Raw genomic sequence first — 12,582 nt, forward strand, 5'->3', positions numbered from 1 at the left:
GATCTACCTGACGGGCCTCGGACTCTTCTGACAAGTCCTCCAGAAGTTCAAGTTCCCTGATCTCCTTAAAGGTCCCCATTTTTTCTATTTTTCAAAAATTGAATTCATTAATTGAATTATAAAAGAGGCAAACGGAAATGTCAATCATAAAGTGGGATGGACGGATATCTGGGCCTAACCTGCAGCCCTTTTCCCCTCGGACCAATCGGGGGAAATCTCTCGTAGCCTTTGGATGATGGGGGGAAGTTTTTCCAAAATATAATCTATTTCCTCCTCGGTATTATACCTGCCGAGGGAGAAGCGGACGGTACCGTGAATGGCCGCATAGGGGACGCCCATGCTCATGAGGACATGGGAGGGCTCTGGCTCTCCTGAGCTACAGGCAGAACCCGAAGAGGCAGCGATCCCCTCCTCACTCAACATCAACAAGACGGCCTCCCCTTCCACCGCCTCAAAGCTCATATTGGTGGTGTTGGGAAGCCTTCTCGCTCGATGCCCGTTGATTAAGACGCCGGGTACCCTCTCCAAAATCCTTTTCTCCAACCGATCCCGTAGGGCCTCTATCCTCTGCTGCTCTTCGGCCATCGTCTCCTTGGCTAGCACACAGGCCTTTCCCAAACCGACGATGGAGGGGACGTTTTCCGTTCCTCCCCTGCGCCCCCCTTCTTGGTGTCCGCCAATGAAATAGGGGACAAACCCAACCCCCCTTCTCATGTATAGGGCCCCAATCCCTTTGGGGGCATGGAGCTTGTGTCCGGAGAGGGAGAGCAAGTCGATGGTGCTGGATCGCATGTCAGTGGAGATCTTCCCCACGGCCTGCACTGCATCGCAGTGAAACACTATCCCCCTCTGCTTGACGATCTCCCCTACTTCCTCGATGGGGAAGATAACCCCGGTCTCATTGTTGGCGTACATAATGCTCACGAGAGCTGTATCATCGGTGATAGCCTCCCTGAGCTCATCCAGATCGACCATCCCCTTGTTATCTACAGACAAATAGGTCACCTCATACCCCTTCCCCTCCAAATATCTGCAGAGGTTTAACACGGCGGGGTGCTCTACTTTGGTGGTCACGATGTGCCTTTTTTCGGGATAGGAAGCAAGAGTACCCCTGATGGCCGCATTGTCGCTCTCGGTGCCACAGCTTGTGAAGACGATCTCGTCGGGATGGGCCTGCAAAAGGTCGGCCACCCGCTCTCGGGCTTCCCTTACCTTTTCTCCTACCTTACCGCCAAAGCGGTGGACACTGGAGGGATTCCCGTAGAGGTCACAAAAATAAGGGAGCATCTCCTCCAAGACCTCGGGCGCCACGCGGGTGGTGGCATTGTTGTCGACATATACCTCCCTCATTCCTCCTTATCCTCGTTCCCCTGGTGGGAGCGGTTCTTTTGCAATTTCTCCTGGATTACCTCCCCTAGCTTGAGGGTGATCTCTTCCTCACCCCCCATATACCTCTTCATCTCTTCCTTCTTTCTTTTACGCATCAGCCCCTTGATGCTCAGGCCTATCTTTCTCTCTTTATGATCGATACTCAGGATGATAGCGGTGACAGTGTCCCCGACCTTCAGGACATCAGAGGGGCGTTCCACCTTTTCCGAGCCTGTGCCGAGCTCAGATACATGGATCAAACCCTCTAACTCTTCCTCTAACTCTACAAAGGCCCCAAATTCGGTGAGGCCGGTGATTTTCCCGGTGACCACCTGCCCCACCCTATATTTTTGCGGGGCCATCTCCCATGGATCTGGCCGAAGCTGCTTTACCCCCAAAGAAAACCTCTCGTTCTCCTTATCTATCTTCAGGACGATGGCCTCTACCTCTTGCCCTCTTTTATAAATATCGGCAGGGTTTTTGATCTTCTTGGTCCATGACATCTCTGAAACATGCACCAAGCCATCGATCCCCTCATCCATCCCGATGAAGATTCCGAAATCAGTCACCGTCTTGACCTGTCCTACGATCTTGGTACCCACGGGGTACTTATCCTCAATGATATCCCAGGGGTTGGGCTCGACCTGTCTCATCCCAAGGGAGATACGCCTTCTCTCCGTATCTAGGTTTAATACTACCGCCTCTATGATGTCGCCGATATTTACGTACTTGGAGGGGTGCCTGATCTTCTTGGTCCACGACATCTCTGAAACATGCACCAAGCCCTCCATCCCTTCCTCCAGTTCCACAAAGACCCCATAGTCTGTGATGCTTACCGCCCTTCCCCTCACCCTGGAACCTACAGGGTATTTGTCCTCCACCAAGCTCCACGGATCGGGGGTAAGCTGTTTCAGGCCCAAGGATACCCTCCCAGTATTCTCATCGAAGTTGATTACCTGCACTTTGATCCGATCTCCAATGGAAAAGCGTTCGGAGGGGTGACCCACCCTCCCCCATGAGATATCGGTAATGTGCAACAATCCATCTATCCCCCCCAGGTCGATAAAGACCCCGTAGTCCGTGAGGCTCTTGGCAGTCCCCTCCACCACCGCCCCCACGTATAATTTGCTCAGGGTCTCCTTCCTCAGGGTCTCCCTCTCCTCCTCCAGAAGGGCCCGGCGGGACAGCACGATATTCCCTCGCCGGCGATTAAACTTTAGTACCTTAAACTTGAAGCTCTTGCCGATGAGCTTATCAAAATCCCGCACCGGATGAAGATCGATCTGGGAACCCGGTAAAAAGGCGGGGACCCCCACGTCCACCGTCAAACCACCCTTTACCCGTGAGACCACGACTCCCTCAATCACCCCATCCCCTCTCTGACATGCCCGGCTGACCTCATCCCAGACCTTCATCTTGTCAGCCTTCTCTTTGGAGAGGATGATCATCCCCTCTTCATCTTCCCTTCGCTCCAGATAGACGTCAACCACATCCCCCTCTTTCACCTCTAGTGTGCGCTCCCGGGTGTAAAACTCAGACACTGATATCTGCCCCTCCGATTTATAACCCACATCGATGGTCACAAAGTCCTTCCCCACCTCGATCACCCTTCCCCTGATGATCTCCCCTTCCTCTATCTCCCGGAAGGTCTTTTCGTAGAACTCACGCAGGTCATTATCCCCCTGCACTGCATTTGGTTGTTCATCGTTTATCTCCCTTTTTTCCTCCATTAACCCTACACCCCCTAAGATATTTTCCCCATAGAACCTAAACCCTTATGAGGGTTTACCTTCTCCCCCACCCATGAAAATACCGCCCTCCCTTATTTGAACTTCACTTTGAGAGGGCACGGCCCCCTCAATCTCCCCCGACAGGCCTACGACCTGTCCCTCTGGGGGTCTCTGGTCCCCAGTCCCCCAAAGAGGAGATACCTTTTGGGGGTTTCAGGGGGCGAAGCTCCCTGAAGTAAGTTTGAAAAACCTTAAGGGCCAAAATCTCTTTCAGGCTCAATTTACCGTGAAGTATTTCCACGGTAACTTATATACCACAAAAAAGAAGAAAAACCAAAAATAAAAATTGGCTCTTCTCCAAAAAAGTCGCCCAAAAGGGACCAAGTATTGGAGGATTCAAATCATAGGGTTCCAGGGGCCAAGGGGTCCAGTGGTCGAGTGAAATACACTAGAATCCTGGAATCCTAGAACCCTTCATTTTAACCTCCTTGAACCTTCTCAATTCCACTAAGTTAAGGCGGGAGAACTATTGAATTACGGGGCGATCTTCGCCACGTCCCCCTTTACCCTATCGATCAACCAACTGGGGGTAGAGGCGCCAGCGGTAATCCCCACCCTTTGCACCTCCTTAAACCAGGAGAGGCCAAGCTCCCCCTCAGTCTCTACATGATGGGTATTGGGCTGTACCTGCCGACAGAGGTTCGCCAGCCGGGTGGTATTGGCGCTGTTATAACCACCAATGACTATCATACAGTCCACCTCTTGGGCCAGCTTCACTGATTCCTGCTGGCGGATATGGGTGGCGTCACAGATGGTGTTAAAGGCCCTGACCTCCCGGGCCACCAGTAGGGCCTGGGACACCACCTCCTGAAAGTTCTTGTAGGACTGCGTGGTCTGGGCTATCACCCCCAACTTCTTCACCCCTGACAGCGTCCTCAGCCCCTGGGCGGACTCGGTGACCAATCCCTCCCCCTTTATGTAACTGAGGATGCCCCGGACCTCTGGATGACCCTTATCCCCTACGATCACCACCAGATACCCCCCTGTGCTGAGGGAGGAGGCATACTTCTGGGCCTTCTTGACAAAGGGGCAGGTGGCATCCACTATCTTCAGCCTTCGTTCTCGGGCCAAATTCGTCTCCTCCAGGGTGACCCCGTGAGAGCGAAAGATCACCGTGCCATCCTGCACCGTATCCAGATCCTCCATGACCCTTACCCCCACCTCCTCCAATTTCCCCACCACCTGGGGGTTGTGTATCAGGGGACCCAGGGAATAGATCGGGTTAGGAGACCTCCGGGCTGCAGCAAAGGCCATCTTGATGGCCCTCTTTACCCCAAAACAAAAGCCTGCGCTATCAGCCACCACCACCTGCATTGATTAGCGCCTCTCCTCGATCTCCACCAGCATCCTCTCCCCCACTTCCTCTGCACTCATCCCGGTGGAATCTATGTAGATGGCATCCTGTGCCATCTGCAAGGGGGCGATTTCTCTGTTCTGGTCGTCCTGGTCGCGCTTGATGGTCTCCTCTATTACCTGGGAGAGAATGGGGGAGGTCCCTCTGTCCAGGAGCTCTTTATGCCTCCTAGTACCCCTCTCCTGGGGGGTGGCGTCCAGGTAAAACTTGACTTCTGCCTGAGGGAAGACCACCGTCCCCATATCCCTCCCCTCGGCTACCACCCCCGGGCCTCCCAACCTCCTCTGCAGATCCACCATGGCCTTCCTGACCACCCTTTCCTGGGAGATCCTGGAGGCCATCATGCTTATCTCAGGGGTCCTAATGTCTTCGGTGACATCCCTGCCGTCGCTGTAGACCCTCTGTCCCTCCTGTGTATCTTCAAACCTTATCTCGATCTGGGCACACAACCTGCGCAACTCCTCGGTCATCTCGGGGCCTACCCCCTCTTGCTTGGCCTTCAGGGCCACTACCCGATAGGTGGCACCGGTATCGAGATATCTATATCCCAACTTCCTGGCCAGTATACGGGCCACCGTGCTCTTACCGGCCCCGGCCGGGCCATCAATGACTATTAAGAGCCTTTTCGCCACCTCTCCAGGGCCTGGATAAACCTCTTGTTCTCCTCAGGGAGGCCTATGGTAACCCTTAAATACTCCCCAAGGCCATACCCCTCCATGCTCCGCACTACTATCCCCTCCTGCAGGAGCTCCTCCACCAGTCGGGGAGTATGGAACCCAAATGAAACGAGGATAAAATTGGCCGCACTGGAGACAAAAGAAAGGCCTAGACGGGCCAGTTCCCCGTAAAGATACTCCTTCCCCTCTTCGTTCATTCGGGTCGTCTTTTCCCCGTGCTCCTCATCTTCTAGGGCGGCCTCAGCTCCCACCAAGGCCAAAAAATTGACGCTAAAGGGTTGCCGCACCTTCTCCATCTGCTCTATCAGCTCCTCTCGGGCTATCCCATACCCTATCCTGAGACCCGCCAGTCCATAGAACTTGGAAAAGGTCTTGGTAGTGATGACCCACCTTTCTCCCTGCAGGTAATCTTGATAGAGGGGATAATCGGCGGCCGTCACATATTCGCCGTAGGCCTCGTCTACAAGGACCACCACCTGGGAGGGAAGATCGGCCAGGAAGTCCTTGAACTCTGAACGGGTAAAGGTGGTCCCTGTGGGATTGTTGGGATTGCTCAAAAAGATCAGCTTGGTTTTAGGGCTCAACTTCTTGGCCATCCCCGCCAAATCGATCTTAAAATCCCTGAGGGGAACTGGGACACAATCACCCCCTTGGGCCTGGGCGGCAATCCTGTAATAGGCGAACGTGGGCTCAGGCAACAATACCTCTTCACCCCCCTTTAAGAAGATCCTTGTGGCCATCTCGATGACCTCATTGGAACCATTGCCCAGGATGATGTTGTCAGGAGAGAGTCCCAACTTCTGTGCCAGCTTCTCCTTGAGGTCTCTCCCTGTCCCATCGGGGTATCGATGAAGGCCCTTCAGGGCCTGGGCTATAGCATCCAAGGCCTTTGGGGAGGGTCCCAGGGGGTTTTCATTGGCTGAGAGGCGGATGATATCCTCCTCTCCCCGCCACTCCCTCCCCTTGGGGTAGGGAGGCAGACTCAGGATATAGTCGGGCACTATCTCCCTGAGGTCAGACATCGCTCCACAATTTGTCCTGCATTTTCCATCATTTTTTGGAAATCCTCCTCCATAAGGCCAGCCCCTAGGACGATCTCCTGCAGGCGAGCTGCTGGCCAGATATCGCCAGGGGCATGGGCATCGCTATTGAGCACCAAGGAGGCCCCTATCCTTTGGGCCAGCCTGGCCACATGACCGTTAGTCAAAGAATGACCCTTGCGGGAGGTCAGCTCGAGGTATACGGAATACTCCTTGGCCAATAAGACCTCCTCCTCTGTGATCAAGCCTGGGTGGGCCAGGATGTCCGCACAGGCCTCTATGGCCATCCTGTTGGTCCCTGGCGCTACCGGCTCCACTATGCTCTCTCCGTGGACCAGGATCAGCTTGGCCCCTAAATCCCTGCTCCTGCTAACCAACTCCGGTATAGTCGCAGGGTGGACGTGGGTCAGCTCGATCCCCGGGATCACCTTTATCCCACCCTGACGATTGATCCCCTCACAAAAGACCACGAGCTGTGGAATGATCAGCTCAAGATTGGAGAGGTCACCGTGGTCGGTGATGGCCAGGGCCCGGTAGCCAGCCACCTCAAACCTCCTGGCCAGCTCAGTGGGGACAAGCTCCCCATCGCTAAACAAGGAATGGGTGTGTAGGTCTATCATAGATCATATCCCCAAACCCTCATGAGGGTTTGCCATCACCCCTCGCTGATGAAAAATGCGTCCTTCCTTTTTGGGAACCATCTTTGAGGGGGTAAACCCCCTCAAACTCCCCTAACAGGTCTTTGACCTGTCTCTGCAGCCTCCTGGAGAGACGACCTTCAGGGTTCATAACCGCTTCAAAGCTCTGTTTACCGTGAAAAGGCATTTTCACAGTAAACAAAAAGGCCCTTCTCCCAAAAAGTGGCTAAAAAGGGGCCAAGGAGTCGAGGGCCTGAGGAAGAGTCACCCCTATCCCCTACATCTTATATTTGCCAAAGTCCTTGGAGGAGAGGCCCTCCAGGACTTCATCCAGTTCCTCCTCTCCCTCCTTATGCTGGCGCAGATCTATCTTGCTCGACTTCTCGATCACCTCTTCCTCTACATAGATGGGGGAATTGGTCCTCAGGGCCAAGGCAATGGAGTCACTGGGCCGGGCGTCGATGGCGTATTGTGCCCCATCCATTTCTAGGTGGATGATGGCATAAAAGGTATTTTCCCGCAGGTCATTGACCTCTATCTTGATGACCTTGATCCCTAAGGTGTCCAAGACATTCTTCATCAGGTCATGGGTCATTGGCCTGGAGAGCTGGACCTTCTCCAATTGGGTGGCGATGGCGCTGGCCTCAAAAAATCCTATCCAAATCGGTACGACCTCTTTCTCCTCCAAATCCTTTAGCAACACAATGGGGGTATTAGTAAAAGGATCTACCGTCAAGCCGCTTACCTTCATCTCCCTAAACATTCCTTCTCTCCTCCTTATCAACAAAGCTCTCCTCGCAAGGAGTTTGGCAAACCTTCCCCTATCTTCACCCTGACCAACTCTCCCACCAACTCGGACCCTCCGGGGAAATTGACGATCCGATTACACCTAGTTCTGCCCATCATCTCCTGGGGGGAGTTCCGGCTGTACCCCTCCACCAAGACCTCTGTTACTTTCCCCTCCAATTCCTTATTCTTCTTCAGGGTTGTCCCCCGCTGGAGCCCCTGTAGTATCTCCAGACGCCTTTGCTTCACCTCAGGGGACACATCATCCCTCCAACGGGCTGCTCTTGTCCCTTTGCGGGGGGAGTACTTAAAGGAAAAGAGCCCGTCGAATTCTACCTCCTGCAAAAGATCCAGGGTCTGGGCGAAGTCTTCCTCTCCCTCCCCTGGAAAGCCCACCATTACATCAGCTGTAATGCTGATGTTGGGGGCTACCTCCCTCAACCTCCTGATCTTGGCCAAATACTCATCCCTCATATAACCCCTGTTCATCCTCTCCAGCACTGCGTTGGATCCCGCCTGAAAGGGGAGGTGAATATGCTCGCATAGCCGTTTTAACCTCGCAAATGCCTCAATGAGCTCCTCGGTGAGATCCTTGGGATGGGAGGTGGTGAACCTGATCCTCTCCAGCCCTTGAATTTTATCTATTTTAGACAACAGCCAGGGGAAAGTCAACTCATCTGGATCACTTTTAGCGTAGGAGTTTACATTTTGGCCCAAAAGGGTCACCTCCTTTGTCCCCATCTGGACCAAGGTCTCTATCTCGGTCAGGATCTCGCGGCTTGGTCGGCTCCGCTCCCTCCCCCGCACATAGGGGACAATACAATAACTACAGAAATTGTCGCACCCCTCCATGATGGTGACATAGGCGCGCAGCTGCTTGGCGCTGGGAAGGAGGACGCCCATGGAGGGGTGATCCTCAAAGCCCACCTCGCACAACCCCTTGCGCCCTTTCTCCACCTCTCTCAAGACCTCTGGGAGGTGGTGGCTCTTACCGGGCCCAAGGACAAAGTCGAGAGAGGGAAATCTGGTCAACATTCGCTCCCTCTCCTGTTGGGCCAAACAGCCAGCCACGCCCAATATCATGCCAGGGCCTTTCTCCTTTAATCTCTGGAAACGTCCCAATATGCTGTAGGCCTTCTGCTCCGGTTTTTCCCTGACCGTGCAGGTATTTACAAGTATCAGGTGGGCCTCCTCCCATCTCTGTGTCCCCTGATAGCCACACCCCTCCAATAGGGCGAGCATGCGCTCGGAGTCGTGCTCGTTCATCTGACAACCGAAGGTCTTGATGTAGACCAACTTTCCCATAACCAAAAAGGCGGGGATGATCCCCGCCCCTTTCCCTAACCTCGAACCTTGAACAGTTTGTCCAGGCGTTTCATCTTCTCCACAATCCCGCCGTACTCCAGCTCACTGTATGGGAGCATGGCCATCCCAGAAAATCCCTGTTCTCTCAGCTCGACGGCCTTTCTCGCCACCTTTTCCCGCACATAGTCCCAGAAGGGGTGATCAAAGGCGTCGGCAGGTTCGGTGAACTTGCCATTATGGACACAGAAGGCGTGGCATGACACCATCGGGGGGCCGTCAAAATATGAGACCGGGGAGTTGATGCACAAGGGCATAAGGGGACCGGTATGGCTCCCCCTCATAAACCCTGCCACATAGTGCCCGATGCTGTAAGGTGCGAGGACCTCACCTGTGGCAGGAAAACTCCCTTGGACCCTTACAAGCATCACCGGGTCGTCCTTTCCTGTATATTTCCCCGCAATGTTGTGCAGGCGGGAGGTACTCACCGAAGCGGCTATCTCTCCTGTATTGCGGGAGTGGATGCTCTCGATCACAAAACGCTCGGTGTCCCGCAAAAGGGCAGCGATATCGTAGAGGTCTTCGGGGGCATTCAGCTCTATAATCTTGTCCCCCTCGGTGTATGCCACGTCCATAATGGTGAATTTAAACCCCTTGGCCATGGAGGGGCTCAACATCAGGCCAGGGCAAAACATCGGATCGGCAAAGGCGAGAAAGACAGGCAGGTTATACGCCCCGGGATCGGTCTTATCCGCGGCAAAAAAGAGGAAGGGCTCATTGGGCCTCTCCTCAAACTCCATCTCCGCCACCGCGGGCCCCATGCCCTTGACATTGCCGGAAAAGGCATCCTTCAATAGGTCCTGCCCAGCACCGTAGAGGCCCTGTTCCTTGGCCACCTCGGTCCCTGCCAGGAAGGCCTCCCAGGCCAGCTTGTGGACATCCTCATTCAGCGTCCCCTTTTGGTGGGAGAAGAGCAGGGCTATATCGTCTCCGGTGTGGCTCACATAAAAGTCATCTATCAGACCCTTGCCGTTGTTATCCACAAATTCCCTAACGCTCTCGAGCAATTGCTTGCTGGGTTTGATGTGCCCCCCTATACTCCCTATATCGGCCTTGATGATACTCAAAGTGATCTTCATACTCTTTCCCTCCTTTCTGCTCTTATTCTCCTTCGTTTAATCTTATCCCATACGTATATTTTAGTCCTTTTTGCCTCGGTATAAAGGGAAATGACTTTCATTTCCGCCCGAGCAAATCAATAATGGGGTTGGGGGGGTAACCGGTCATCCCCCCGTCCACCACAATGGTTGCCCCATTGATATAGCTCGCCTCCTCACAGCAGAGGAATATCACCACCGAGACCACCTCCTCGGGATCGGCGAACCTCTTCAGCGGCACTCTCCCCGCCAAGGCTGATACCAGCTCCGTCTTCCCCAAGATGGGTTCATTCATCCCCCCGGCGATAAAACCGGGGGCAACGGCGTTCACATAGATCCCGTACTGAGTCCATTCATAGGCCAAGACCCTGGTGAGGGCCAGTACCCCTGCCTTGCTCACACAGTAAGGTAGCAGACCTTGTTCACCAAAGAGGCCTGCCTGGGAGGATATGTTTACGATCCGACCTCCTCCCTGATCCTTCATCATTGGAAAGACCGCTTGGCAACAGAGGAATACCCCTTTCAAGTTGACATCCATAACCTGGTCCCAACCTTCCTCCCCTATCCGCTCGGCAGGGAGGATGAAGGGGTTGACCCCGGCGTTGTTGATGAGGATATCGACCTTTCCCAAGGCCCTCGTAACCTCATTGACCATAAGCCCTACGTCTTGGCTCTTGGATACATCCCCTCCCAGGGTCAGGGCCCTGCCGCCTTGGGCCTCTACCTCTTTGGCCGTTTTTGCAGCTTCGTCTGCCTCGAGGTCATTGACTGCTATTGCCGCCCCCTCCTTGGCCAGCCCAAGGGCATAGCTTCTGCCCATCCCCCTTCCCGCCCCTGTGACCAAAGCAACCTTTCCTGCCAACCTCATCTTTCTCCCTCCTGTTCGAGTACTATAGCCTCCACCCCTCCAGCTCTATCACAGCGGAGTCGTTGGTCAAATCCATGCATAAGGGGGTCACAGAAATATAATGGTTAGCTATGGCGTGAAAATCCGTCCCCTCTATTTCCTGAAATCCCTGTTCCTCGCCCCCTATCCAATAGTACTTTTTGCCCCGAGGATCGACCTTTCCCACCACCGCATCCCCGAAGACCCTCTTGCCTTGGCGGGTGATCTTGTAAGAGTGTATATCATCCTCCTCCACGTTGGGGACGTTGATGTTTAAAAAGGTCTCCTTGGGAAGCCCCACCTGTATGATATATCTGGCCACCTTCAGGGCAAAGTTGGCCGCCACCTGATACTTGAAGTCCTTCCTGGAGGCCAGCGAGATGGCAAAGGCGGGTATCCCCAGGAAGGTGGCCTCAAAGGCGGCTGAGACCGTACCTGAATATACCACATCTTCTCCCAAATTGGGCCCCTGGTTTATCCCTGAGACGACGAGGTCGGGGTGTGCCCTGAGGATGCCATAGACTGCAAGGTTGACACAATCCACCGGCGTTCCATCCACCGCATAGACCCGCGGGGAGACCTCTTCCACCCGCAGGGGACGATGGAGGGTTAAAGAATGGGCGACGGCGCTTCGCTCTCGGTCCGGTGCCACTATATAAACCTCCCCCAAGACCTCCATCTTCTGGGCCAAGATGCGTAGTCCTTCAGAGAAAACACCGTCGTCATTGGTAACCAAAATCTTCATTTTCAGTTCATAGGACAGAAGGAAAACGATAGAGGGAATAAAATCTAGAAACGTCGTTCAAGGATGGTCGGGGCGAGAGGATTTGAACCTCCGACCACTGGCACCCCATACCAGTGCGCTACCAGACTGCGCTACGCCCCGCACCAAGATCTATCATGGCAGATTCCCTTTCCTTAGTCAAGTGTCTCCTTTATCTCCTTCAACTTCGTCTTGACATCCCGCAAGACCTCTTTGTAGCCTTCCTTTAAAAACTCCATCTCCAATTGCCCCCTCCTGCGGCGGCTCAACTCTTGGATCCTCTTCCTGGCCCCCGCAATAGTAAACCTGTCTTCATAAAGGAGCTTTTTGATGGTGAGGATCATCTCCAGGTCTTCCTGTTTGTAGTATCGCTGCGCCCCTCCCAGCCTTTGGGGGCGCAATTTGAACTCCTGCTCCCAGTACCTCAGCACATGGGGTTTTACCCCCGTGATGCGGCTGACCTCACCAATACGATAATAAAGCTTATCAAGATGAACAAGCTTTCCCATCACCACGGGAAAGGACCTTTAAGCATTCAACAATCTTTTCAAGGCTTGGCTCGGCTTGAAGGTCAAGACCTTTCGCTCGGAGATCTCTATCTCCTTCCCTGTCTGGGGATTTCTCCCCTTTCTCGCCCTCTTCTCCTTGACCACAAAGTTGCCGAAACCGGAGACCTTGATCTTCTCTCCCTGCTCTAGGGTCTCTTTAATGATCTCGAAGACCATCTCCACCATTTGAGCCGTTTCCTTCTTGGAAAATCCCACCTTTTCATAGACAGCCTCCACGATGTCAGCCTTGGTCATTCCCTCACCTCCTTTACT

13 protein-coding genes and 1 tRNA gene are annotated in these 12,582 nt (G+C 53.9%); all 14 read right to left on the reverse strand.

Features of this window, described 5'->3' with window-relative positions; all coding sequences use genetic code 11:
- Positions 1 to 174: 174 nt before the first annotated feature.
- Positions 175 to 1,350 (reverse strand): cysteine desulfurase NifS, encoded by a 1,176-nt coding sequence (gene nifS / locus JRI46_05705; protein MBW2039080.1) that lies wholly within the window; start codon positions 1,348 to 1,350, stop codon positions 175 to 177.
- The gene (locus tag JRI46_05710; GenBank protein ID MBW2039081.1) at positions 1,347 to 3,098 is read right to left on the reverse strand and encodes a 30S ribosomal protein S1; all 1,752 of its coding nucleotides are present in this window, start codon (positions 3,096 to 3,098) and stop codon (positions 1,347 to 1,349) included. Before JRI46_05710 ends, nifS begins: the two co-directional genes overlap by 4 nt.
- 534 nt (positions 3,099 to 3,632) lie before the next feature.
- The gene (locus tag JRI46_05715) at positions 3,633 to 4,472 is read right to left on the reverse strand and encodes a 4-hydroxy-3-methylbut-2-enyl diphosphate reductase (protein ID MBW2039082.1); all 840 of its coding nucleotides are present in this window, start codon (positions 4,470 to 4,472) and stop codon (positions 3,633 to 3,635) included.
- A gap of 3 nt (positions 4,473 to 4,475) precedes the next feature.
- Complete coding sequence (locus tag JRI46_05720) at positions 4,476 to 5,144, reverse strand: (d)CMP kinase (protein ID MBW2039083.1); 669 nt, start codon at positions 5,142 to 5,144, stop codon at positions 4,476 to 4,478.
- Complete coding sequence (locus JRI46_05725) at positions 5,126 to 6,211, reverse strand: histidinol-phosphate transaminase (protein ID MBW2039084.1); 1,086 nt, start codon at positions 6,209 to 6,211, stop codon at positions 5,126 to 5,128. Before JRI46_05725 ends, JRI46_05720 begins: the two co-directional genes overlap by 19 nt.
- Positions 6,190 to 6,849, reverse strand: coding sequence for a histidinol phosphate phosphatase domain-containing protein (locus tag JRI46_05730; protein ID MBW2039085.1), 660 nt, complete (start codon positions 6,847 to 6,849; stop codon positions 6,190 to 6,192). The genes JRI46_05725 and JRI46_05730 overlap by 22 nt, the downstream gene beginning before the upstream one ends.
- Before the next feature lie 295 nt (positions 6,850 to 7,144).
- Positions 7,145 to 7,630, reverse strand: a complete 486-nt coding sequence (locus tag JRI46_05735) for a bifunctional nuclease family protein (protein ID MBW2039086.1) — start codon at positions 7,628 to 7,630, stop codon at positions 7,145 to 7,147.
- Positions 7,631 to 7,647: 17 nt separating this feature from the next.
- On the reverse strand, positions 7,648 to 8,964 hold the full coding sequence (miaB, locus tag JRI46_05740; protein ID MBW2039087.1) for a tRNA (N6-isopentenyl adenosine(37)-C2)-methylthiotransferase MiaB: 1,317 nt from the start codon (positions 8,962 to 8,964) through the stop codon (positions 7,648 to 7,650).
- Between the two features lie 29 nt (positions 8,965 to 8,993).
- Positions 8,994 to 10,094 (reverse strand): fructose 1,6-bisphosphatase, encoded by a 1,101-nt coding sequence (locus tag JRI46_05745; GenBank protein ID MBW2039088.1) that lies wholly within the window; start codon positions 10,092 to 10,094, stop codon positions 8,994 to 8,996.
- Between the two features lie 97 nt (positions 10,095 to 10,191).
- Positions 10,192 to 10,980, reverse strand: coding sequence for a 3-oxoacyl-ACP reductase FabG (locus tag JRI46_05750; GenBank protein ID MBW2039089.1), 789 nt, complete (start codon positions 10,978 to 10,980; stop codon positions 10,192 to 10,194).
- Between the two features lie 22 nt (positions 10,981 to 11,002).
- The gene (gene surE, locus JRI46_05755) at positions 11,003 to 11,743 is read right to left on the reverse strand and encodes a 5'/3'-nucleotidase SurE (protein MBW2039090.1); all 741 of its coding nucleotides are present in this window, start codon (positions 11,741 to 11,743) and stop codon (positions 11,003 to 11,005) included.
- 64 nt (positions 11,744 to 11,807) lie between these two features.
- Positions 11,808 to 11,884, reverse strand: a tRNA-Pro gene (locus JRI46_05760).
- A 32-nt stretch (positions 11,885 to 11,916) separates the two neighbouring features.
- Entirely contained in the window at positions 11,917 to 12,270 is a 354-nt protein-coding gene (locus JRI46_05765; protein ID MBW2039091.1) for a MerR family transcriptional regulator, read from the reverse strand.
- A gap of 18 nt (positions 12,271 to 12,288) precedes the next feature.
- Complete coding sequence (locus tag JRI46_05770; protein ID MBW2039092.1) at positions 12,289 to 12,564, reverse strand: integration host factor subunit alpha; 276 nt, start codon at positions 12,562 to 12,564, stop codon at positions 12,289 to 12,291.
- Between the last annotated feature and the right edge of the window lie 18 nt (positions 12,565 to 12,582).

It is taken from the genome of Deltaproteobacteria bacterium (genome assembly GCA_019308925.1).
Taxonomy (GTDB): Bacteria; Desulfobacterota; B13-G15; order B13-G15; family RBG-16-54-18; genus JAFDHG01.

What these genes read in the sequence shown, in the direction of transcription:
- surE (MBW2039090.1), bottom strand. Translation starts at nt 11,743, where the DNA reads ATGAAGATTTTGGTTACCAATGACGACGGTGTTTTCTCTGAAGGACTA.
- JRI46_05710 (MBW2039081.1), bottom strand. Translation starts at nt 3,098, where the DNA reads ATGGAGGAAAAAAGGGAGATAAACGATGAACAACCAAATGCAGTGCAG.
- JRI46_05725 (MBW2039084.1), bottom strand. Translation starts at nt 6,211, where the DNA reads ATGTCTGACCTCAGGGAGATAGTGCCCGACTATATCCTGAGTCTGCCT.
- JRI46_05745 (MBW2039088.1), bottom strand. Translation starts at nt 10,094, where the DNA reads ATGAAGATCACTTTGAGTATCATCAAGGCCGATATAGGGAGTATAGGG.
- JRI46_05770 (MBW2039092.1), bottom strand. Translation starts at nt 12,564, where the DNA reads ATGACCAAGGCTGACATCGTGGAGGCTGTCTATGAAAAGGTGGGATTT.
- nifS (MBW2039080.1), bottom strand. Translation starts at nt 1,350, where the DNA reads ATGAGGGAGGTATATGTCGACAACAATGCCACCACCCGCGTGGCGCCC.
- JRI46_05730 (MBW2039085.1), bottom strand. Translation starts at nt 6,849, where the DNA reads ATGATAGACCTACACACCCATTCCTTGTTTAGCGATGGGGAGCTTGTC.
- JRI46_05765 (MBW2039091.1), bottom strand. Translation starts at nt 12,270, where the DNA reads ATGGGAAAGCTTGTTCATCTTGATAAGCTTTATTATCGTATTGGTGAG.
- JRI46_05735 (MBW2039086.1), bottom strand. Translation starts at nt 7,630, where the DNA reads ATGTTTAGGGAGATGAAGGTAAGCGGCTTGACGGTAGATCCTTTTACT.
- JRI46_05715 (MBW2039082.1), bottom strand. Translation starts at nt 4,472, where the DNA reads ATGCAGGTGGTGGTGGCTGATAGCGCAGGCTTTTGTTTTGGGGTAAAG.
- JRI46_05750 (MBW2039089.1), bottom strand. Translation starts at nt 10,980, where the DNA reads ATGAGGTTGGCAGGAAAGGTTGCTTTGGTCACAGGGGCGGGAAGGGGG.